General features: G+C 28.7%; 21 protein-coding genes. 12 read left to right on the top strand and 9 right to left on the bottom strand.

Features of this window, described 5'->3' with window-relative positions:
- Positions 1-529 precede the first annotated feature (529 nt).
- From gyrA to dnaA, 7 genes are all read right to left on the bottom strand, one after another.
- Positions 530-3,091 carry a DNA gyrase subunit A gene (gyrA, locus tag ACTNBA_RS18640; RefSeq protein ID WP_441075746.1) on the bottom strand — a complete coding sequence of 854 codons (2,562 nt, stop codon included), beginning with the start codon at positions 3,089-3,091 and terminating at the stop codon, positions 530-532.
- Positions 3,092-3,121: 30 nt separating this feature from the next.
- On the bottom strand, positions 3,122-5,029 hold the full coding sequence (gyrB, locus tag ACTNBA_RS18635) for a DNA topoisomerase (ATP-hydrolyzing) subunit B (RefSeq protein WP_441075745.1): 1,908 nt from the start codon (positions 5,027-5,029) through the stop codon (positions 3,122-3,124).
- A 20-nt stretch (positions 5,030-5,049) separates the two neighbouring features.
- Positions 5,050-5,313, bottom strand: coding sequence for an extracellular matrix regulator RemB (gene remB, locus ACTNBA_RS18630; RefSeq protein ID WP_035135503.1), 264 nt, complete (start codon positions 5,311-5,313; stop codon positions 5,050-5,052).
- Positions 5,314-5,333: 20 nt separating this feature from the next.
- Complete coding sequence (gene recF / locus ACTNBA_RS18625; RefSeq protein ID WP_441075744.1) at positions 5,334-6,428, bottom strand: DNA replication/repair protein RecF; 1,095 nt, start codon at positions 6,426-6,428, stop codon at positions 5,334-5,336.
- 137 nt (positions 6,429-6,565) lie between these two features.
- Complete coding sequence (gene yaaA, locus ACTNBA_RS18620) at positions 6,566-6,772, bottom strand: S4 domain-containing protein YaaA (protein WP_035135508.1); 207 nt, start codon at positions 6,770-6,772, stop codon at positions 6,566-6,568.
- Between the two features lie 14 nt (positions 6,773-6,786).
- On the bottom strand, positions 6,787-7,893 hold the full coding sequence (gene dnaN, locus ACTNBA_RS18615) for a DNA polymerase III subunit beta (protein WP_035135509.1): 1,107 nt from the start codon (positions 7,891-7,893) through the stop codon (positions 6,787-6,789).
- 262 nt (positions 7,894-8,155) lie between these two features.
- A complete protein-coding gene (dnaA, locus tag ACTNBA_RS18610; RefSeq protein ID WP_035135511.1) occupies positions 8,156-9,508 on the bottom strand; it encodes a chromosomal replication initiator protein DnaA in 1,353 nt (450 codons plus the stop codon).
- Positions 9,509-10,085: 577 nt separating this feature from the next.
- On the opposite strand from dnaA, the gene rpmH reads away from it, so the two are divergent.
- From rpmH to ACTNBA_RS18550, 12 genes are all read left to right on the top strand, one after another.
- Complete coding sequence (gene rpmH, locus ACTNBA_RS18605) at positions 10,086-10,220, top strand: 50S ribosomal protein L34 (protein WP_035135513.1); 135 nt, start codon at positions 10,086-10,088, stop codon at positions 10,218-10,220.
- 53 nt (positions 10,221-10,273) lie between these two features.
- Positions 10,274-10,633 carry a ribonuclease P protein component gene (gene rnpA, locus ACTNBA_RS18600; RefSeq protein ID WP_441075743.1) on the top strand — a complete coding sequence of 120 codons (360 nt, stop codon included), beginning with the start codon at positions 10,274-10,276 and terminating at the stop codon, positions 10,631-10,633.
- Entirely contained in the window at positions 10,602-10,814 is a 213-nt protein-coding gene (gene yidD, locus ACTNBA_RS18595) for a membrane protein insertion efficiency factor YidD (protein ID WP_414632258.1), read from the top strand. The genes rnpA and yidD overlap by 32 nt, the downstream gene beginning before the upstream one ends.
- 21 nt (positions 10,815-10,835) lie before the next feature.
- Positions 10,836-11,495 carry a membrane protein insertase YidC gene (gene yidC, locus ACTNBA_RS18590; protein WP_150844916.1) on the top strand — a complete coding sequence of 220 codons (660 nt, stop codon included), beginning with the start codon at positions 10,836-10,838 and terminating at the stop codon, positions 11,493-11,495.
- Positions 11,496-11,533: 38 nt separating this feature from the next.
- Positions 11,534-12,160, top strand: a complete 627-nt coding sequence (gene jag, locus ACTNBA_RS18585; protein ID WP_441075742.1) for an RNA-binding cell elongation regulator Jag/EloR — start codon at positions 11,534-11,536, stop codon at positions 12,158-12,160.
- Between the two features lie 99 nt (positions 12,161-12,259).
- On the top strand, positions 12,260-13,636 hold the full coding sequence (gene mnmE, locus ACTNBA_RS18580; protein WP_441075741.1) for a tRNA uridine-5-carboxymethylaminomethyl(34) synthesis GTPase MnmE: 1,377 nt from the start codon (positions 12,260-12,262) through the stop codon (positions 13,634-13,636).
- A gap of 10 nt (positions 13,637-13,646) precedes the next feature.
- The gene (gene mnmG, locus ACTNBA_RS18575) at positions 13,647-15,536 is read left to right on the top strand and encodes a tRNA uridine-5-carboxymethylaminomethyl(34) synthesis enzyme MnmG (RefSeq protein WP_346885093.1); all 1,890 of its coding nucleotides are present in this window, start codon (positions 13,647-13,649) and stop codon (positions 15,534-15,536) included.
- Positions 15,537-15,684: 148 nt separating this feature from the next.
- Entirely contained in the window at positions 15,685-16,404 is a 720-nt protein-coding gene (gene rsmG, locus ACTNBA_RS18570; protein ID WP_441075740.1) for a 16S rRNA (guanine(527)-N(7))-methyltransferase RsmG, read from the top strand.
- A 104-nt stretch (positions 16,405-16,508) separates the two neighbouring features.
- Positions 16,509-17,288 carry a ParB/RepB/Spo0J family partition protein gene (locus ACTNBA_RS18565; RefSeq protein WP_035135525.1) on the top strand — a complete coding sequence of 260 codons (780 nt, stop codon included), beginning with the start codon at positions 16,509-16,511 and terminating at the stop codon, positions 17,286-17,288.
- A gap of 395 nt (positions 17,289-17,683) precedes the next feature.
- Complete coding sequence (locus ACTNBA_RS18560; RefSeq protein WP_441075739.1) at positions 17,684-18,454, top strand: ParA family protein; 771 nt, start codon at positions 17,684-17,686, stop codon at positions 18,452-18,454.
- A 1-nt stretch (position 18,455) separates the two neighbouring features.
- The gene (locus ACTNBA_RS18555) at positions 18,456-19,319 is read left to right on the top strand and encodes a ParB/RepB/Spo0J family partition protein (RefSeq protein WP_441075738.1); all 864 of its coding nucleotides are present in this window, start codon (positions 18,456-18,458) and stop codon (positions 19,317-19,319) included.
- Between the two features lie 38 nt (positions 19,320-19,357).
- Entirely contained in the window at positions 19,358-19,864 is a 507-nt protein-coding gene (locus ACTNBA_RS18550; RefSeq protein WP_346886884.1) for a DUF4446 family protein, read from the top strand.
- Between the two features lie 314 nt (positions 19,865-20,178).
- Here ACTNBA_RS18550 and yyaC read toward each other — a convergent pair whose 3' ends face one another.
- Together yyaC and ACTNBA_RS18540 are read right to left on the bottom strand one after the other, a co-directional pair.
- A complete protein-coding gene (gene yyaC / locus ACTNBA_RS18545) occupies positions 20,179-20,787 on the bottom strand; it encodes a spore protease YyaC (protein ID WP_441075737.1) in 609 nt (202 codons plus the stop codon).
- Between the two features lie 68 nt (positions 20,788-20,855).
- On the bottom strand, positions 20,856-22,010 hold the full coding sequence (locus ACTNBA_RS18540; RefSeq protein WP_441075736.1) for an aminotransferase class V-fold PLP-dependent enzyme: 1,155 nt from the start codon (positions 22,008-22,010) through the stop codon (positions 20,856-20,858).
- Positions 22,011-22,195 lie beyond the last annotated feature (185 nt).

Here is a 22,195-nt window from a genome sequence, read left to right as displayed (position 1 = left end):
TTTGAGCTATGCTCTTTTTTCGCTGACTTGTTAAGTCATTTATTTGATAGATTTCTCTATCGGAATTAACTGGTTTTACCTTTTTCTCTGTTTAATTTTCAAAGACCATTTAATTTATCGCTTACTATTAACGACTTTTTTAGTTTACTACATAAACTTTATATTGTCAACAACTTTTCAAAAACTTTTAATTTTGATTTGATGTTTAACTGTCATTGTATCGCTCAGCGACAAAACATATCTTATCATGATTATTTAGTAAATTATTTATAATTAAATACCATTAATTAAATTTATAACTATCTATCTTTAAAATTCATTATTTTCCTTAACTATTCATGTATTGATACACTTGGATATGTGTTTGTATTATTTGAATCGATAATAATATACATAGGATATTTTACCTATATTTAAATTAACAATATATATGAATTTACATATTGCAAAACAAAAGAAAAGGACTTTCTTAAAATAGATAATTCCATTTTAAGAAAATCCTTTTCTATTTGATAATAAATTAATCAATTTACTCTAAAGTCTTATCATTACTTTCTTCAAGTTCATTACTCTCTTCTAAATCATCACTTTCATCTAAGTTTTCTGATAAGTTATTTTCATTGTCTACAATTCCATCTATAGACATTTGTTTATCCTCATTCTTTTCTTCTTCACTATTATAGTTAATTTTTGCAACAGCTACTATATTTACATCTTCTCCGGTTTTCATAAGAGTAACTCCCATAGCATTTCTACTAGTTGTAGATATATCACTAACGTTAATTCTTATTATTATACCATTACTGTTAATTAACATAATTTCATCTACATCTCTAACTACCCTAGCACTAACCACGTTACCTGTCTTTTCTGATATCTTATAGGTCTTGATTCCTTTTCCACCTCTTCTTTGAAGTGTGTAGTTTTCTATAGCTGTTCGTTTACCAAATCCTTTTTCACTAATTACAAGAAGTTCTTCGTCTGGTTTTGCTATTATCATTGATACAGCTATATCATCTTCTCTTAATGTTATAGCCTTAACCCCTGTAGTAGTTCTTCCCATATTTCTAACTTCTTTTTCACTAAACCTTATAGAGTATCCATACTTAGTGACAAATAATACTTCATCATCACCTTTAGTTATTCTAACTCCAACAATTTCGTCATCTTCTTTTAAGTTAATAGCATTAAGTCCATTCTTCCTAATGTTTTCAAACTTATCTAATGATGTCTTTTTAACCATTCCTGATTTAGTACCCATTAAGAGATAATTATCACTATCAAAGGTTCTTATAGACATAACTGCTTGTATATTTTCATCTGGATCTAGTGGTAGCATATTAACAATATTAGTTCCCTTAGCAGTTCTGCCACCTTCTGGGATTTCATATCCCTTTAATTTATATACCTTTCCTTTGTTTGTAAAGAATAGTATATTATTTAAAGTTGGTGTTATTAAAATATGCTCTACAAAATCATCTTCCTTAGTAGTAACCCCTTGAATACCTCTTCCACCTCTTTTTTGAGCATTATAGGTATCAGCTGGTAGACGCTTGATATATCCTCCATGGGTTAATGTTATTACTATATCATCATCATCAATTAAATCTTCATCCTCAAAGCTATAAGGATTTTTTTCTATAAGAGTTCTTCTATCATCGCCATACTTTGTCTTTATTTCAATTAATTCATCTTTTATGATGTTAAGTAGAATTTCTTCACTATTAAGTATTGATTGTAGATAAGCTATTGTTTTCATTAGTTCATTATACTCATCTTCAATCTTATCTCTTTCCAGACCTGTTAATCTTTGCAATTTTAAATCTAAAATAGCTTGTGCTTGCTTTTCTGAAAGATTAAACTTTTCAATTAATCCCTCTTTAGCTTCTTGAGCTGTTTTAGACGCCCTAATTAAAGATATAACTGCATCTATATGATCAAGTGCAATTCTTAATCCCTCAAGAATATGAGCTCTAGCATTAGCTTTGTCTAAATCAAAAATAGTTCTTCTTGTTATTACATCTCTTTGGTGATTTAAATAATGTGTTAAAATTTGTTTTAAATTAAGTACTTTAGGTTCATTATCAACTAATGCAAGCATAATGATACCAAAAGTGTCTTGCATCTTCGTATGTTTATAAAGTCTATTTAAAACAACATTTGCATTAGCATCTCTTTTTAATTCTATAACAATTCTCATTCCATCTCTATCTGATTCGTCTCTTAAATCAGATATTCCATCTATTTTCTTTTCCTTAACTAAATTTGCTATAGATTCTATAAGATTTGCTTTATTTACCATATAAGGTATTTCTGTAACTATTATTCTATTTCTACCTTTATGCTCTTCTATTTCAGCTTTTGATCTAACTAGAACCTTTCCTCTACCAGTTTCATATGCACTTCTAATTCCACTCTTTCCAAGTATTATTCCTCCAGTAGGGAAGTCTGGTCCTTTAATCTCAGACATAAAGTCTGATACAGTAACATCTGGATTATCAATAAGCATAATTACTGCATTTATAACTTCTGTAAGATTATGAGGCGGAATATTAGTAGCCATACCAACGGCTATACCTGAAGATCCATTTACAAGCAATGTTGGAAATCTTGCAGGTAATACTTCTGGCTCTTTTTCTTCTCCATCAAAGTTGGGCTTAAAATCTACCGTTTCTTTATTAATATCTCGAAGCATTTGACTTGTAATTTTACTCATCTTAGCTTCTGTATATCTCATTGCTGCAGCTCCATCACCATCAACAGAACCAAAATTTCCATGACCATCAACAAGCATATATCTTATTGAGAAATTTTGTGCCATTCTAACTAACGCATCATATACTGAGCTATCACCATGTGGGTGATATTTACCAAGTACATCTCCGACTATTCTTGCACACTTTCTATACCCTTTTTCATAAGTTATTCCTAACTCATGCATAGAGTATAGAATTCTTCTATGAACAGGCTTTAATCCATCTCTAACATCGGGTAATGCTCTTCCAACAATAACACTCATAGCATAATCGATATAAGATTTTTTCATTTCTTTTTCTATATCAACTGGTATTATTTTATCTATAGTGTCCATATTTACACCTACCTTTACTATAGCCTAATACTATATATCTAAATTGCTAACTCTCTTAGCATTTTCTCTTATAAATTCTCTACGTGGATCTACTTTATCCCCCATCAATATTGTAAATATTTCATCTGCAGCCATTGCATCCTCAACGCTTACTTTTAATAATATTCTTCCTGAAGGGTCCATTGTTGTGCTCCATAATTGTTCTGGATTCATTTCTCCAAGACCTTTATATCTTTGTATATCTGTACTACTATCTTTTCCACCTATCTCCATTAAAAACTTATCAAGTTCATCATCACTATAAGCATATTGTTCAATCTTTCCCTTTTTAACTTTATAAAGAGGTGGCTGTGCAATATATACATGTCCTAGGTCTATAAGGTCTCTCATAAATCTATAGAAAAATGTAAGTAGTAGTGTTCTGATGTGAGCACCATCTACATCGGCATCTGTCATTATTATCACTCTATCATATCTAATCCTTGATACATCAAAATCTTTGCCAACGCCTCCACCAAATGCAGTTATCATAGATCTAATTGTATCTGATGCTAATATCTTATCAAGTCTTTGCTTTTCTATATTCATTATCTTTCCTCTAAGGGGAAGTATGGCTTGGAATCGCCTATCTCTTCCTTGCTTAGCAGAACCACCCGCAGAATCTCCCTCAACTATATAAATTTCACATTCAGATGGATCTTTAGAAGAACAATCTGCAAGTTTCCCTGGCAAAGTTGTACTCTCAAGCACTGATTTTCTTCTAGTAAGTTCACGTGCCTTTTTAGCTGCTTCCCTAGCTCTAGCTGCATTTAAACCCTTCTCTATAATGCTTTTACCAACAGTAGGATTTTCTTCTAAAAATGAACCTACAACATCTCCTACTATTGATTCTACTATTCCTCTTACTTCACTATTACCAAGCTTAGTCTTAGTTTGACCTTCAAACTGAGGATCTGTAAGCTTAACAGATATAACTGCAGTTAACCCTTCTCTAACATCTTCTCCACTTAGATTTTTATCATTTTCTTTTAAAAATCCAAATTTTTTAGCATAATCATTAAGAACTCTAGTTAATGCTGTCTTAAAACCTACTAAGTGAGTTCCGCCTTCAACTGTATCTATATTATTTGCAAAGGAAAATAAATTCTCGTTATATGTGTCATTGTACTGAAATGCTAATTCTACTGAAGTTGTATTTTTTATTCCTTCTATATAGACTGGTTCATTATGAATTTTTCCTTTATTTCTATTTAGGTATTCTACAAAGGATTTTATCCCACCTTCATAATGAAACTTATTTTCTTTCTCATATCTCTCATCTGTAATTTTGATATTTATACCTTTATTAAGAAATGCTAACTCTCTTAATCTTTGAGACAATGTATCATATTCAAATTCAATACTTTCAAATATTTCTTCATCCGGCATAAAGTGAATTATTGTTCCATGATCATCAGTATTTCCGATTTTATCAAAAGGTGTAACAGTCTTACCTCTTGAAAAACTTTGATACCATATATGACCATCTCTTTTTACTGTAACTTCACAAAGCTCTGATAGTGCATTAACAACAGAAGCTCCAACCCCATGAAGTCCTCCTGATACCTTATATCCTCCACCACCAAACTTTCCACCAGCGTGAAGTACTGTCATTATAACTTCAATTGTAGGTATATGCATTTTAGGGTGTATGCCTACTGGCATTCCTCTTCCATCATCTATTACTGTAACTGAGTTATCTTTATGAATAATAACTTGTATACTTTCACAAAAACCCGCTAATGCTTCATCTATACTATTATCAACAATCTCATAAACTAAATGGTGTAGGCCTCTGATACTAGTACTTCCAATATACATTCCAGGCCTTTTTCTAACTGCCTCAAGTCCTTCAAGGACTTGTATCTGATTTTCATCATATTTTTCATTATTAACCATAGCTATCCTCCTAACTTAACCTAAAGTTCACAGTATGACATATTAGTCCTTTTACACAAAGTAGATGATGATATAGGTGACAAATAAATCTTACTCTTCTTGTTTACTTCAGCTATAATAAATGATTTAGGTTTATCACTAGTTATACGTTCTACAAACCCATCTTCTTCTGCTAACCTTATGAACTGGCTAGTGTCTGGACTATACATAGTAGATTCTATGTCAAAAATACCTATTATATCTTTAATTGGCACAACTATACTTTCGCCTAAGTGTAAAAACATAGTATTTCCCCCTAACTCCATCACATTATTTCTTGTACGCTTCCTTTTTCAACATTGAATATTTTCATGTTATTACCTTTTAAATATTTTTTTATTCCTGTAATTCCTGTACATGTTATTAAGGTTTGAATTCCATTTATAGATCTCAATATATATTCTTGCCTTTTTGTATCTAATTCAGACAATACGTCATCAAGTAATAATAATGGATATTCTCCTATTAATTCTTTTATTATTCGCAATGATGCAAATTTTATTGTCAAAACAGAGGTTCTTTGCTGACCTTGTGATCCAAATATCTTCACATCTATATCATTTATAAATATAGAAAAATCATCTCTATGTGGTCCTACAGATGTAATTTTTTTCTCTAGGTCTTTTTTTCTATTACTTTTAAGTAGTTTATATAACTCTTCTTGCAGATTATCAATATCCTTAAGCTGCATTATATAATTAAATTTAATAAACTCACTTCCCTGAGTTATATCGTTGTGAATTTTTTTAGAGAATTCATTTAATTTTTCTATATACTTAATTCTTTGAGCTATTATGTAACTCCCAAATTCAGCTAATCTAATATCATATATATCTATCATATCTATGTCAGCGCTAAATTTCTTTAATATAATGTTTCTTTCATTTAAAACTTTTTTATACGAAGATAGATAATGGTAGTATTTTTTGTCCAGTTTGCAAAGTTCAATATCTAAAAATCGCCTTCTAAATGATGGCGAATTCTTAACAATATCTAAATCTTCTGGTGAAAATATAACTACATTAACAACACCTACCATATCTTGTAGCTTAGTTATCTTTATTGAGTTTATATTTATAGCTTTTTTCCCATCTTTAAAAAGTTTTATATTTATTTTTTTATCTAAACGTTCTTTTACCACATAAGCACTAATATACGCCTCGTTACTGTCCCAATATATAAGCTCTTTATCTTTATTAGTTCTATGTGATTTTCCAACACTCGAATAGTATAGCGACTCAAGTATATTAGTTTTTCCTTGAGCATTATCACCTTGAAAAACATTAGTTCCATCACATAATTCTAAGGTCACATTTTTATAATTTCTAAAATTTATTAAATTCAAATATCTAACATACATAAAAACACCCACCTAAAATTATATCATAATATACATTCTAAGTGTGAAAATTACTGTAAAAATATAAATATAGCTGAATCTCTTAATTATAATAACTATAAAACTCAAAAGGCTGAAATACTTATCAGCCTAACGTTTTATACAATAATATATTCTTCTTCTTGAAATTCTATTTTATCACCTATATATAGCTTTCTTCCTCTTCTTACTTCCACTTCACCATTAACCTTAACATCTTCATTTTGTATATAAAATTTAGCTTCTGACCCTAAGGTAGTAGCTCCAGTAAACTTCAAAAATGAGTCTAGCTTTATAAATTCTGTATCTATTTTTATTTCTACCATATATTTCTCACATCCTAATTATTATTAGCAACTCTTACTGGAAGTAATAAATAAACACTGTTATCACTATCTTGATTTCTTATTACACAAGGAGAAACCGTAGATGTAAATTCCATGGTTATATTTTCCTCTTCCATTGTTTTAAACACATCAATTAAATATTTAGAATTAAATGCAATTTTTATTCCCTCTCCTTGCAATATTATTTGAACTTCTTCTCTAGCCTTTCCCAATTGAGAATTCGATGTTACAACTAGGGTATCATCAGAAATATCAAATTTTACAAGATTAGTATTTCCATCCTTCGCCATAAGTGAAGCTCTCTCTATACAACCTAAAATTTCATTTCTGTTAACCGTAACTTTTAAATTATGCTCCTTAGGAATGATAGATTCATATTTAATAAAATCCCCCTCTAATAATCTAGAGATGACTTTAGTATTTCCAAAATTAAATAATATGTGATTCTTTGTAAATGTAATTTGCACAACATCATCAGTATCTTTAAGAATTTTAGAAACTTCATTAAGTGTTTTTCCTGGTATAACTGATTCCTTATTAGATTTACAATCCATGGATTCACTCTTTAAGGCTACTCTAAATCCATCTAGTGCAACCATATTTAGTTTATTTTCTTTAACTTGAAGTAATACCCCTGTCAATATAGGTCTTGTATCATCTTGAGCAATAGCAAAAATGGTTGATTTTATCATATTTTTTAAAGTTTTTTGAGATACAGATAGCACCACATCTTCTTCTATGCTCGGTAACGTTGGATATTCTTTTGGATTTAGGTATACTAATTGAACATTAGATTTTTGGCACTTTAGTTCTACCTCATTACTATTGATTTCAGTTATTTCAACTATATCGTTAGGTAGTTTCCTTATAATTTCGCCAAATATTTTAGAGTCAAGAACCACTTCGCCTTCTTCTATAATATTGGCTGGTATTTTTGTTTCTATGCTAACTTCTATATCAGATCCAATTAAAGTTAATAACCCATCTTTTGCAGAGATATATATACCTTGAAGTATAGGCAATGTTGATTTACCTGTAATAGCTTTTTGAACATCTGAAATTGCTTCTTGTAATAAGCTTTTTTCTATTAAGAATTTCATATAAAAATCCTCCTCCTTATACACATATAAAATTACTATAAATAGCTTAGATAATTAAATAATATTTAGTAGTAGTAGTAGTAGGGGCTGTTGATTTGTTGATAAGTACTTCTAGGCTAATGATATCAACAATTTCTGTGTAAAATAAATTGTGGATAAACTAATTTTGAAATTCAGTAGTTATCCACAGTATTAAGAATATATTTTTTTTGAAAAGTAATCCACAGTAAATCTTTTAATTATTAATAACAAATGTTATTAATTACTTTTGATTAATTCTTTTACTTAATTCAGCTATAGCTGATTGAAGGCTTTCATCTTTCTTTAGATTCTGAGAAATTTTTTCATATGCATGAATTACTGTAGTATGATCTCTACCGCCAAATTCTTCACCTATCTTGGGAAGAGAAGTATCTGTAAGCTTTCTTGAAAGGTACATAGCAATTTGTCTTGGAAAAGCAACATTTCTAGTTCTTCTTGCAGATTTGAAGTCATCTACCTTTAAGTTATAGTAACTAGAAACTATATCTTGAATTAATTCAATAGTAACTTGCCTTGAATTCCTGTTTGATATTATATCTTTTAGAGCTTCAGATGCTAAATCTACACTTATATCTTTATTTGTTAAAGAAGAATAGGCAACTATTCTTATAAGAGCACCCTCTAGTTCTCTTATGTTAGATTTAATTTGTGTAGCTATATATACCATAACTTCATTAGGAATATTTAAATTTTCTACATCAGCCTTCTTTTTTAGGATAGCAATTCTTGTTTCAAAGTCAGGTGGTTGTATATCAGCTATAAGTCCCCATTCAAATCTAGATCTTAACCTGTCTTCTAATGTAGGAATTTCCTTGGGAGGTCTATCGCTTGATAGGATTATTTGTTTATTAGCATCATGCAGAGCATTAAAGGTATGAAAGAACTCTTCTTGAGTAGATTCTTTACCGGCTATAAATTGAATATCGTCAATAAGAAGTACATCTACATTTCTGTATTTATTCCTAAATTCAACATTTTTATCATCTTTAATAGAATTAATAAGCTCATTTGTAAATTTTTCTGATGAAACATAAACCACTTTAGACTTTGAATTAACTGTCTGTATGTAACTCCCAATAGCATGCATTAAGTGTGTTTTTCCAAGTCCAACTCCTCCATAAATAAATAGCGGGTTATAAGCCTTAGCTGGAGACTCTGCTACAGCTAAAGAAGCTGCATGAGCAAATCTATTACTATTTCCTATGACGAAAGAATCAAAGGTATATTTAGGATTTAGGATTGCTGACATTTCATCATTTACAATTAAATTATGTTTATTATTTGTATGCTTAGAGGTTGATGTATCTAAATCAGAAGCTTCCTCAGAGCTTATAACAAAGTTTATTGAATATGATTTATTGCATGCTGCTTGAATAGAATTTTTTATTAGGTCTTTATATCTATTCTCTAGGATATCCTTAGTGAAGTCATTACGAACACCAAGAGTTATAGTTGAATCAGTCATTTTTAGTGGGTCAATACTTTTTATCCAAGTATTAAAACTTACTTCGGTGAGTTCAGCTTTAAGTATTTCTAAGGCTTTTTCCCAAATTTCATTTACATAGGTGTTCATTTTATATCCTCCTCTTAAAATAGTTATATCTATAGTTAATAATAGAAAAGAGATAAAAATCCACAAGAGTATCAACAGAATAATAGATACATATAAAGTTGTTTACCATTGTTAAAATTTTTATTCACATGTTTATAATTTGTGTTTTAATAAATAGTAAATTATACTTACTAACAATATATAATTATAAGTTATACACAGGCAAAAGTGGTGAAAAACATTAAAATTTCATGTAAAAACACAAAAAAAAGAGAAAAAATAAGAGTTATTCACAGAATAATCAACAGATTGTGTATAACTTGTTCGAAAAATAACTTATCAACATCCATACATAATGATATCAAAAGATTGCATGCTATTCAATAAGTTATCCACAAAAAAAATAGTTTTGTGGAATTTTTATTAACAAGGGTGTTTAAAAACACAAAAAAATGACATATTAATAATGTTAGAAAATGTTCTAAATAGTTATCTTGACATAAGAGTTACTTACATTTATAATCTAATAGTGAAACTTATAAAGTAGTGATAATTTAATTGCTATAAATGACATATAAGATGAAGGGGGTGCAAGCACATGTTCATGACTTACCAACCTAAAAAAAGACACAGAAAGAAAGAGCATGGATTCAGAAAAAGAATGAGTACTGCTTCTGGAAGAACTGTTCTTAAGAGAAGAAGACAAAAAGGAAGAAAAAAATTGACAGCATAAGGGCCGCTAATGTGGCCTTTTTCTGTAATTAAGAAAGAGAGCAACATAGAACTATGAAAGAAGAAAGGCTAAGAAAAAACCCTGAGTTTAGATTAGTATATAGAAGAGGGAAATCTCTATCTACATCTTTATTAGTGTTATACGTATTCAAAAACAATAAACGAATTAATAGGGTAGGAATATCTGTAAGTAAAAAAGTAGGAAAGAGTGTAGTTCGTAGCAGAGTAAAGAGGCTTATAAGTGAAAGTGTTAGATTAAATAAACAAGGATTAAAGCAGGGGTATGATCTAGTCTTTGTTGCAAGGAGTGCTTCAAAGGATAAGAGTTATAAAGAAATTGAAAACTCGGTTAAATATTTATTTAAGAAATCAGGGCTTAATAATGTTGAAAAAAATATTACTATTAGTAATTAAATGTTATAGAAAATATATATCTCCTATGAAAGCGCCATGTTGCATATTTGAACCAAGCTGTTCCATATATGCAATTCAAGCTATCGAAAAATATGGCGCAATCAAAGGAGGTTTTATGGCTATTAAGAGAATTTTACGGTGTCATCCTTACCATAAGGGAGGATATGACCCTGTTAAATAGAAAGTATTAGGAGGGGTTAATTTGAATTACTTATCTGGTATATTTGTAGAAGTATTTAAATCGGTTCATAATTTTGTCCAGTTAATTACAACAAATCCAAACATATCATTCGGTATTGCAATAATAATATTTACATTGCTTGCAAGAATATGTTTATTACCATTATCGCTAAAGCAAACTAAATCTACGGCTAAAATGAGTGCAATTCAGCCTGAAATTAAAAAGGTTCAAGAAAAGTATAAAAACGATCCTCAAAGACAGCAGACTGAAATAATGAAAGTATATAAAGAAAATAATGTGTCCATGTTTGGTGGATGTTTACCAATGCTTATTCAGTTTCCAATTATGATAGCATTGTTTTATGTATTTAAATCAATAGATTATCAAGGAGCTGGATTTTTATGGATGCCAGATTTAGCACAAAAAGATCCAACAATGATATTACCAATAGTTTCAGGTTTAACAACATATTTTTCTAGTAAGGCTATGCAACCTGCTACTGGAGATGCAGCTAAACAAACTAATATGATGAATATTGGTATGTCAATTTTCTTTGGATTTATGTCATTACAATTTCCAGGAGCATTAGTACTTTACTGGACAGTAGGAAACTTAATCCAAATGGCACAATCTTTAATATTAAATAAAATTTATAAAAAGCCTAGTACTAAATCGGCATAATAAAATCATTTTATTATTGGAAGGGCGGTATCTAAAGCATGAAAAGTATTGAAATAATTGGTAGGACTGCTGAAGAAGCTATACAGAATGCCTTAAGAGAATTAAATGTTACAGAAGAAAAAGTTACTATAGAAGTATTAGAAGAAGGTAGTAAAGGATTTTTAAATATAATAGGGGTTAAGCCAGCAAAAGTTAAGGTGACACTAAAGAGAGATTATATAGGTGATGCTAAAAAGTTCTTAAGAGAGATTCTTAATGCTATGAATGTAAAAGCTGAGATTCATATAAAAGAAGAAAATAATGAAATAAATATTAATTTAGTAGGGCCTAACATGGGAGTATTAATAGGGTATAGAGGAGAAACTTTAGACTCTCTTCAATACTTACTGAGCTTAGTGGTTAATAAGAATCATGATGAAACATACAAGAGAGTAATTCTTGATACTGTTAATTACAGACAAAACAGACAGGAAACACTTAAAAAATTGGCACTTAAAATGGGAGATAAGGTAAGAATTAATGGAAAGACTTTAAAATTAGAACCTATGAACCCATATGAAAGAAGAGTTATTCATTCAACTTTGCAAAACAATGCATATGTAACTACCCATAGTGAGGGTGATGAGCCTTATAGAAGAGTGGTTATTGAATTAAAGAAAGCCTAGCGGCTTTCTTTTTATATTTTCAAATAGTGTGATACAATAGTGATTTGTGGGTACAATTTATATTAAGTTATGTTGTAATATAAAAAAGGAGGGACTAACATGAAGGATTTTGATACAATAGGTGCTATATCAACAAGTATAGGAGAAGGTGGCATTGCCATTGTAAGAATTTCTGGAGACAAGGCTAAAGATGTTGTTGAGAAAATATTTCAAGCTAAAAATGGTCAATCAATTAAAGATATGAAAAGTTATACCATGAAATATGGGTATATAATAGATGAAAATAATAATCACATTGATGAGGTTATAGTTTCTTTTATGAAGGGACCTAGAAGTTTTACAGCAGAGGATACTATAGAAATAAATTGTCATGGTGGGGTAGTTGCTACAAATAAGGTTTTAGAACAGATTATAAAGCAGGGGGTTAGGCTTGCTGAACCAGGAGAATTTACTAAAAGAGCTTTTTTAAATGGGAGAATAGATTTATCGCAGGCTGAAGCTGTGATTGATATAATTAATGCTAAAACTGATTTAAGTATGAAGTCAGCATTAATGCAAAGTGAAGGATTAATTTCCAAGGAAATCCGAGGATTAAGAGAAAAATTATTATCAACAATTGCACATATAGAGGCTACTGTAGATTATCCAGAAGATGATTTAGAAGAAGTAACATCTGAAATGGCTATAAGGGATTTAGATATAATAAAAAAAGAAATAAAAGGGTTTATAGAAACTGCTGAAGAAGGAAAAATATTAAGAGAAGGATTAAGTACCGTAATTGTAGGTAAGCCTAATGTAGGAAAATCATCGCTTTTAAATGCATTAACTAAAGAAAATAGAGCTATAGTTACAGATATACCTGGTACTACAAGAGATGTTATAGAGGAATATATAAATATTTCTGGAATTCCTATAAAGATTATTGATACTGCAGGAATAAGAGAAACAGATGATGTAGTAGAGAAAATTGGTGTAGAGAGATCAAGAGCTAAAATTAATGATGCGGATTTAATTATTCTTATATTAGATTCTAGTAATGAGTTAACTGAGGAAGATAAGGAAATTATTAATCATATAAGTAATAAAAAATATATGATATTATTAAACAAGAGTGATTTAAATAGTAAAATTACTCAAAAAGATTTAGAAAATATTAATTGTACCAATATATATAATATTTCAGCTAAAACAGGTGAAGGTATAGATGAGGTTAGGGCAGCTATTAAAGATATGTTCTTCAAAGGAGAAATTAGTACTAACAATGTTATAATAACTAATACGAGGCATAAAGAAGCTCTTTTAAGAGCTTATGAATGTATTGAGAGTGCTATAAATACTTTAAATTATACTTTTGCTATTGACCTTGCGTCTATTGATATTAGAAATGCTTGGACATTTTTAGGTGAGATTACAGGAGATTCATTAGAAGAAAATATTATAGACAAAATATTTAAAGATTTTTGTCTAGGTAAATAGAGGTGAAATAATGAAATACTTAGCAGGAGATTATGATGTAGTTGTAGTAGGAGCTGGTCATGCTGGTTGTGAGGCTGCTTTAGCTACGGCTAGAATGGGATTAAAAACTTTAATGTGTACACTTAATCTTGATAGTTTAGCGCTTATGCCGTGTAACCCTAATATTGGGGGTACCGCAAAGGGTCATTTAGTTAGAGAAGTTGATGCATTAGGTGGAGAAATGGGAAGAAATATAGATGATACTTACATTCAGTCTAGAATGCTTAACATATCTAAAGGTCCCGCAGTTCATTCACTTAGAGCTCAAGCAGATAAAAAAAGATACTCTGAAAGAATGAAACATGTGATAGAGACAGAGCCTAATTTAGATTTAAAACAACTTGAGGTTGTAAGTATTGATGCACCAAACAACGTGGTTAAAGGTATTCTTACTAAGTATGGAGCTTACTTTAATTGTAAATCAGTTATCTTAACAAGTGGTACTTATTTAAAATCGCAGGTAATAATAGGTGAAGTAGTGGTAAATGAAGGACCTAGTGGATTATTTCCGGCTAATGAATTATCTAAATCATTAATAGATTTAGGGATTACATTAAGAAGGTTTAAGACAGGAACACCAGCAAGAATTAATGCTAGATCAGTAGATTTTTCCAAAATGGAAGAACAAAAAGGTGATAAAGATGTAGTTCCATTTTCGTTTATGAGTGGAGATATACAAAGATCACAGGTATCTTGTTATTTAACTTATACCAATAGTAAAACCCATGATGTAATATTAAAAAATATAGATAGATCACCACTTTATAATGGATCAATAAAAAGTACAGGACCAAGATATTGTCCATCCATTGAAGATAAGGTAATGAGATTTAGAGATAAAGAAAGACATCAATTGTTTATAGAACCAGAAGGAGAAAGTACTGAAGAAATGTATGTTCAAGGGATGAGTAGTTCTCTTCCAGAGGATGTACAATTAGAGTTTTTAAGAACAATAGAAGGACTTGAAAATGTAGAGGTAATGAGAACTGGATATGCAATAGAATATGATTGCATAGATCCTACACAATTAAAATTATCATTAGAGTTTAAGCATATAGATGGATTATTTTCAGCAGGACAGGTAAATGGAAGTTCTGGTTATGAAGAAGCAGCAGGACAAGGAATTCTTGCAGGAATAAATGCATCTCTTAAAATTAAAGGAAAGGAGCCTTTAATTTTAAAAAGATCTGATGCTTATATAGGAGTTTTAGTAGATGATTTAGTTACAAAAGGAACCAATGAACCTTATAGAATGATGACTTCAAGGTCTGAATATAGACTTTTACTAAGACAAGATAATGCTGATTTAAGGTTAACGGAAATTGGTTATCAAATTGGATTAGTTAAAGATGAAAGATATAAGGCGTTCATTAAGAAAAAAGAGGATATAGATGCAGAAATAGAAAGATTGAAAAATCTTCAAATAACAGGTAAAAAAGAAGTAAATGAATTTTTATTTAAAATGGGTTCTGCAGAACTAAAAAAACCCACTTCATTATATGAATTAATTAAACGTTCAGAATTAGATTATTACAATATTAAGGGTCTAGATCCGGAAAGAAAAGAACTTAGTAGACAAGTTACGGAGCAAGTTAATATAGTATCTAAGTATGAAGGCTATATAACAAAGCAGTTAGAACAAATTAGTCAATTTACTAAATATGAAAATAAATTTATACCAGAAGATTTAGACTATAATGAAGTTAAAGGATTAAGGACAGAGGCTATTCAAAAATTAGATTCAATAAAACCTGTAAATATAGGTCAAGCATCTAGAATTTCTGGAGTATCTCCAGCAGATATAAATGTTCTATTAATATTTCTTGAGCAAAGAAGAAGAAGCTTAAAAATAAACAATTAATATATAATATTTAAGAATTAAAAAAATAAGTATTTATTAATACCTACTAATTATTTAGGTTTATAATTAGTAGGTATTAGTTTAAAATAGAAATATATACATAAAATTTTATTAAAACATATAAAACTTAATTATACGGAGGATTAAAATGGAGTATTTTGATATGTTGAAAGAAGCTTGTGAGAATGAAGGATTAATCTTTGATGAAACAATGTATAATAACTTTATTCAATATAAGGCATTAATTAAAGAGTGGAATGAAAAAATTAATTTAACAGCAATAACAGAAGATGAGGAAATTATAAAAAAGCACTTCATTGATTCTATTAAAGTATTTGAATATCCATATGTAAAAGAAGCTACGAAAATTATAGATATAGGAACAGGAGGAGGGTTTCCAGGGATTCCTATGAAAATAGTAAAGCCCGAGTCTTCTATGGTGCTTTTAGATTCTTTAAATAAAAGAATAAATTTTTTAAATGAAGTTATTGATAAATTAGAGTTAAAAGATATTAAAACAATTCATGGTAGAGCAGAGGACTTTGCACAAAAGGCAGAATACAGAGAAGAATTCGATTTAGCTGTATCCAGAGCTGTTGCAAATTTAACGGTTTTATTAGAGTTGTGTTTACCTTTCGTAAAGGTTGGTGGATATTTTGTAGCATTAAAAGGACCAGCTATAGAAGATGAAATAAAAGATTCTAAAGTAGCACTTAAAGTATTAGGTGGGCATATTGAAGAAATAATAGAAGTTAATATTGCAGGTAGTGATCTTAAACATAATTTGTTAGTTATAAAAAAGATTAAAGATACACCTAAAAAGTATCCAAGAAAAGCTGGAACAGCAAATAAAAATCCTATAAAATAAATTTCTAGAAATATTTATATTAATTGTTAAATATAAAGAGGAATTTTGAGATTAATATAGAATTTTAATTAAAGATAAGGAATTTCATAAAAGGATGGTATAAAATGGAAAATACTATTAATTATATAGCGGTTGATTCAATAAGTCCTAACCTTTATCAGCCAAGAAAAGTATTTGATGAAGAGTCAATACAAGAGCTTGCACAATCAATAAAGGTTTATGGGATAATTCAACCTTTATCAGTTAGGAAAATAGATGAGAATAATTATGAGCTAATCGCAGGAGAAAGAAGATTAAGAGCAGCTAAAGAAGCTGGATTATCAAAAGTCCCAGCTATAATAGCTAATATTAATGATAAGGATTCTGCTGCAATTGCATTATTAGAAAATTTGCAAAGAGAAGATTTAAATTTCTATGAAGAAGCGTTAGCATATCATAATTTAATTAAAGTACATTCTTACACTCAGGAGCAATTATCTGAGGTTATAGGTAAGAAGCAATCTACAATAGCAAATAAGCTTAGAATTTTAAAGTTAGATGAAAAAATAATTAGTACAATAATCGACAATAAATTGACAGAGAGACATGCTAGAGCATTATTAAAAATACCAACTGATGAGTTACGTAATGAAGTATTAGAAATTGTAATAAAAAATGGGCTAAATGTTAAAAAAACAGAAGAACTTATAGATAGGGAATTACTTAAATTAGCTCATACTGAAGTTGCATCAGATGGTAAAAAGAGAATAAAAGGATCATTTAGTCCAGCTATATATATTAACACTGTAAAGCAAGTTTTTGATAAATATGGGGTGGAAGCTAAATATAGATCCAAGGAATTAGATGATAGTATACAAGTTACTATAACAATAAAAAAGAAATAATATTTTTATAATACTTTTATAAAAGACTACAAAATGTTTCACGTGAAACATTTTGTAGTCTTTTATTGAACAATTAATTTTATATAATTAAAGTTAGTTTGAATAAATGAAATTTCAACAAACTTATGAATTGAAGTACTTATATGAAAAATGTACAATAAATTTATACAATATCATTATCAATAGTATCTAAAATAGTAAATTAATCTAAATATGTTGATAAAAAAATAAATACTTATTAATTTATGTAATAATTACTTTAAATAAAATCTGTATCAATATATAATATAAATACATAGGTAAATTAATTTATAATGATTAAAATTATTAGTAATATAAAGTTTCTAATATATAGTAATTTAAAACAAAATCTACTATAGATAAGGGGGGAGAATATGAAGGTAATATGTATTTTCAATCAAAAAGGGGGAGTTGGAAAAACAACTACTAATATAAATTTATGTTCGTATTTGGCAATGAATGGATATAAAGTTCTGTCTATAGACATAGATCCTCAAGGAAATACAACAAGTGGTATAGGATTAGATAAAAGAAAAATACATTGTTCTATGTATGACGTTTTAACAAGTAATGTTTCATTAAAAGAAATTATCAAAAAAAGTGAAATAGTAGATAATTTCTATATTGCACCTTCAACTATGACTCTAGCAGCAGCTGAAGTTGAAGTTATAAGTCAGGATCAAAGAGAAAAAGTTTTAAAAAATAAAATTGATGAAATAAAAGATGACTATGACTATATATTTATAGATTGTCCACCATCGTTAGGTGTATTAACTATTAATGCGTTAACAGCATCTGACTCAGTTTTGATACCAATCCAATGTGAGTTTTATGCTCTAGAAGGTGTAGGACAATTGATGAGTACTATACAATTAATTAAGAGATATTTAAATACTAGTCTTGAAATTGAAGGTGTAATCATGAGTATGTATGATAGTAGAACTAGATTATGTAATGAAGTAGTTGAAGAAATTAAAAAGTACTTTAATGATAAGGTATATGATACTTTCATACCAAGAAATGTTAAATTAGCAGAGTCACCTAGTTTTGGACTTCCTATCATGCTATATGATGATAAATGTAAGGGATCAGAAGCATTTGAAGCTTTAACGGAGGAGTTTATTAGTAGACAAGGAGGAAAATAGCATGAAGAAAACAGGAGTTTTAGGAAAAGGATTATCTTCATTAATTCCTGAAAATGACTTTCAGGACAGTAATAATGAACAGGTTATAAGTATAGATGTAAATTTAATTAAGCCTAATAAGGATCAGCCGCGAAAGCATTTTGATAATGAAAAGTTAATAGAATTAGCGAATTCTATTAAGGAACATGGTATAATACAACCTATTGTTGTAAGAAAAGAAAATCAGTTTTATGTAATAATTGCAGGTGAACGTAGATGGAGAGCAGCAAAATTATTAAATTTAAAAGAAGTACCAATAATTATTAAGGAATTGTCTGATGTAGAGGTTGTACAAATTTCTTTAATAGAAAATATAATTAGAGAAGATTTAAATCCTATAGAGGAAGCTACAGCATATAATAAATTATTAAATGATTTTAATTTGACTCAAGAAGAAATAAGTAAACAGGTTTCAAAATCTAGAAGTGCTATTGCTAATTCATTAAGATTACTAAACCTTGATGAAAGAATACAGGGGTATTTAATTGAAGGTGTTTTATCAGAAGGACATGGGAGAGCAATATTAGCATTAGAAAATAAAGAAGATCAATATGTAGTTGCTCAGAAAGTTATTGATGAAAACCTAAATGTTAGACAAACTGAATTACTGGTTAGAAATTATTATAAAGATGATAATAACAAGTATAAAAAAATAAATAATAAATCAGAAAATGATATATATTACAAAGACATAAGAACAAAATTAGAAAATCACTTTAATACAAAAGTATGTATAAGTAATAATTCTAAAAATAAAGGAAAAATAGAAATAGAATATTATTCTCCAGAAGATTTACAAAGAATAATAGAAATTTTAGATATATAATGTTTCACGTGAAACATTTTTAGAGAGGATGAATGCTTTTGGAACAAATTATAGAATTTCTCAATGAATATAATGTATTTATAACTATAGGATTAATAATATTAGTATTCATATTAATCATTATTTTGATAATATCACTAGTCTCAACAAGTAAGATGAAAGATAAATATAGAAAAATTATGAAGGGGACTAACAATAAAAATTTAGAAGAATTATTAGTAAGCTCATTAGATAAAATTGACAATATGGAAGGAATAACAAATGAAGTTAAGGATATGTGTAATAAAACATCTAACAAAGTTTCATCTTGTGTTCAAAAGGTTGCAATGCAAAGATATAAAGCTTTTGAGGATATTGGAAGTGATTTAAGCTACTCCATTGCTCTGTTAGATGGAAGAAATAATGGTGTAATAATAACTAGTATTTATTCAAGAAATGAGAGTATTACATATGCAAAACCTATTGATGATGGGATATCTAGATATGATTTATCACAAGAAGAAAATAATGTTCTGCATCAAGCTGTCAATACTAACAAGGAATAGATTTAACAAAATAGATGAGTTATAGTAGTATAGCTCATCTATTTTATTAGATTTATATTTAGTATTTATCTATATAAGTATAAGTATTGGATAGTGTGGTAATTGGATATAAAAATATAGTAACAAGATTATAACTTATGTATTTTAACTTGATATAAAGTAATGCAAATGAACAATTTATTTTAGGTAGAACAGTTAATTAAATCGAAGTGGATAATTAAGTTTAGCATAAAATGAATTATTTACATATTAAACAAGTAAAAAGAGATAATAAATGTTTCACGTGAAACATTTATTATCTCTTCTTTTAAGTTCTAGTCTGCATCTAAAACCTTAGGAATATATTTATTGTTAATCTTGGAGGAAGATTTACGTCCACCTATAGTTTTTATTATAGAATGGTATATTCCTGAGGAGATTACTTCAGCTAATTTCATTACAATATATAATCGAGTATTTTGGAGCACCATAAATTCTAAAGAGCCAGATATATTAACAATTCCAACAATACTTAAATCACCAACAGAAGGTAAATTTTTATTTAGAGCAGCTCCAGGATAAAGAGGTTTAGATTCAATTATAACTTTACCTACATTTTGAAGGCCTCCAAGAGAAGCATCTATAGCTATTATATATGGATTACTATGATTCTTAAGTATTAAATCATTGGTTTCAGAAATATTTTTTGCATGCACAGGGTTTTCTAGATTTCCATAGATAAAAACCTTATCTCTAACTAGAAATTTGAGTTTATAACCTACAAGTGGACCTAAACTATCACCTGTAGATCTGTCTGTACCTATGCATAAAATAACAATATCTCTATTATCTTTAATTACTTTGGTTAGTTCTTCTGAAAGAATTTCTCTTATGTCATATATAGAATTATCAGATAAAGCATCGAAAATAACTTTTTCCACCATGAGTAACACCCTCCTATATTAGAAAGTATTACCATGTAGATAAATTTAATACATCTATTATTAATTCATTACAATTTTTTAATAGAAGAATTTATACTACACAAAATATAATCTATATCTTTATCATCATTAAAATATCCAAAACTAAAACGTAAAGTTCCGTTAGGATATGTTCCAATAGTTTTATGAGCTAATGGAGCACAATGGAGACCGGTTCTAGTTATAATATTATATTCAGAGTCAAGAATAAATCCAAGTTCACTGTTATCAATTTTAGTAGAGTTTACAGATATAGTTGAAGTTCTATTTTCTGTATTTAGATGTCCATAAACTTTCATTGTAGAAATATTTAATATTCCATCAATGAATTTCTGTGTTAGATAATCTTCATGATCTTTAATTGTAGATAATCCTTCATTTTGGATAAAGGTTATTCCGGATAAAAGACCTGCAATACCAGGTGCATTAATAGTACCACTTTCAAATTTATCAGGTAAGAAGTTGGGTTGAATTATGTCTGAGGAAGCACTTCCTGTACCACCAACAATTAATGAAGAACAAATATCATTCATTTCATCATCTATGATAAAACCACCTATACCTTGAGGACCTAATAAACTTTTATGTCCAGTAAAGGCTAAAGCATTGCAGTTTAGTTTTTGAAAATTTAAATCAAGTACGCCAGCTGTTTGAGCAGTATCTATAATGAAAAATATATTACTTCCCTTGCAAATTTGTCCGATTTTTTCTAGAGGTTGAATAGTACCAACTATATTAGAACCATGAGAAAGGGTCACAAGTTTAGTATTATGCTTGATTTTACTTTGAAAATCATCAATATCAATTTCACCTAATTTATTGCATTGAATTATATCTAATTCAATTATTCCTTTAGATTTTAATTCATTTAATGTTCTAAGGGTACTGTTATGATCCATGGAAGATGTTATAACATGCCATCCAGGTTTAACTATACCTTTAATTAAAATGTTTAAGGACGTGGTAATATTAGATGTAAATATTACATTTTTAGTATCAGGAAAATTAAAAAAATCACATAAAGCATTTCTACATTGGAAGATAACTTTATTTCCTTTTAGAGATGAAGTAGACGCGCCTCTTCCAGGATTACCGCCTATATTTCTCATATAATTAAGTATATCATTATAAACACAATCTGGTTTAGGAAAAGATGTAGCTGCATTATCTGCATAAATTTGCATAGTATTACCTCCTAGGTTGAATTTATCATATTTAGATATATAATAAGTAAAATTTATATATTATAAATTTAGATATGATATATTCTATAGATTTGATATAATTAGTATGTTAATAAAGATTGTATTATAGTAAGTTGTTATAACACAATAATACAACACTATAGTAAATATATACAATATCATAT

The sequence above is a fragment of the Clostridium sulfidigenes genome (assembly GCF_052067195.1).
GTDB classification, from domain to species: domain Bacteria; phylum Bacillota; class Clostridia; order Clostridiales; family Clostridiaceae; genus Clostridium_J; species Clostridium_J sulfidigenes.
The sequence above is the reverse complement of the archived record's forward strand: the minus strand, read 5'-3'. Positions and strand labels throughout refer to the sequence as shown.

Coding starts and splice junctions, on each gene's coding strand:
- gyrA (WP_441075746.1), bottom strand. CDS start 3,091: ATGGACACTATAGATAAAATAATACCAGTTGATATAGAAAAAGAAATG.
- gyrB (WP_441075745.1), bottom strand. CDS start 5,029: ATGGTTAATAATGAAAAATATGATGAAAATCAGATACAAGTCCTTGAA.
- remB (WP_035135503.1), bottom strand. CDS start 5,313: ATGTTTTTACACTTAGGCGAAAGTATAGTTGTGCCAATTAAAGATATA.
- recF (WP_441075744.1), bottom strand. CDS start 6,428: ATGTATGTTAGATATTTGAATTTAATAAATTTTAGAAATTATAAAAAT.
- yaaA (WP_035135508.1), bottom strand. CDS start 6,772: ATGGTAGAAATAAAAATAGATACAGAATTTATAAAGCTAGACTCATTT.
- dnaN (WP_035135509.1), bottom strand. CDS start 7,893: ATGAAATTCTTAATAGAAAAAAGCTTATTACAAGAAGCAATTTCAGAT.
- dnaA (WP_035135511.1), bottom strand. CDS start 9,508: ATGAACACCTATGTAAATGAAATTTGGGAAAAAGCCTTAGAAATACTT.
- rpmH (WP_035135513.1), top strand. CDS start 10,086: ATGTTCATGACTTACCAACCTAAAAAAAGACACAGAAAGAAAGAGCAT.
- rnpA (WP_441075743.1), top strand. CDS start 10,274: ATGAAAGAAGAAAGGCTAAGAAAAAACCCTGAGTTTAGATTAGTATAT.
- yidD (WP_414632258.1), top strand. CDS start 10,602: ATGTTGAAAAAAATATTACTATTAGTAATTAAATGTTATAGAAAATAT.
- jag (WP_441075742.1), top strand. CDS start 11,534: ATGAAAAGTATTGAAATAATTGGTAGGACTGCTGAAGAAGCTATACAG.
- mnmE (WP_441075741.1), top strand. CDS start 12,260: ATGAAGGATTTTGATACAATAGGTGCTATATCAACAAGTATAGGAGAA.
- mnmG (WP_346885093.1), top strand. CDS start 13,647: ATGAAATACTTAGCAGGAGATTATGATGTAGTTGTAGTAGGAGCTGGT.
- rsmG (WP_441075740.1), top strand. CDS start 15,685: ATGGAGTATTTTGATATGTTGAAAGAAGCTTGTGAGAATGAAGGATTA.
- ACTNBA_RS18565 (WP_035135525.1), top strand. CDS start 16,509: ATGGAAAATACTATTAATTATATAGCGGTTGATTCAATAAGTCCTAAC.
- ACTNBA_RS18560 (WP_441075739.1), top strand. CDS start 17,684: ATGAAGGTAATATGTATTTTCAATCAAAAAGGGGGAGTTGGAAAAACA.
- ACTNBA_RS18555 (WP_441075738.1), top strand. CDS start 18,456: ATGAAGAAAACAGGAGTTTTAGGAAAAGGATTATCTTCATTAATTCCT.
- yyaC (WP_441075737.1), bottom strand. CDS start 20,787: ATGGTGGAAAAAGTTATTTTCGATGCTTTATCTGATAATTCTATATAT.
- ACTNBA_RS18540 (WP_441075736.1), bottom strand. CDS start 22,010: ATGCAAATTTATGCAGATAATGCAGCTACATCTTTTCCTAAACCAGAT.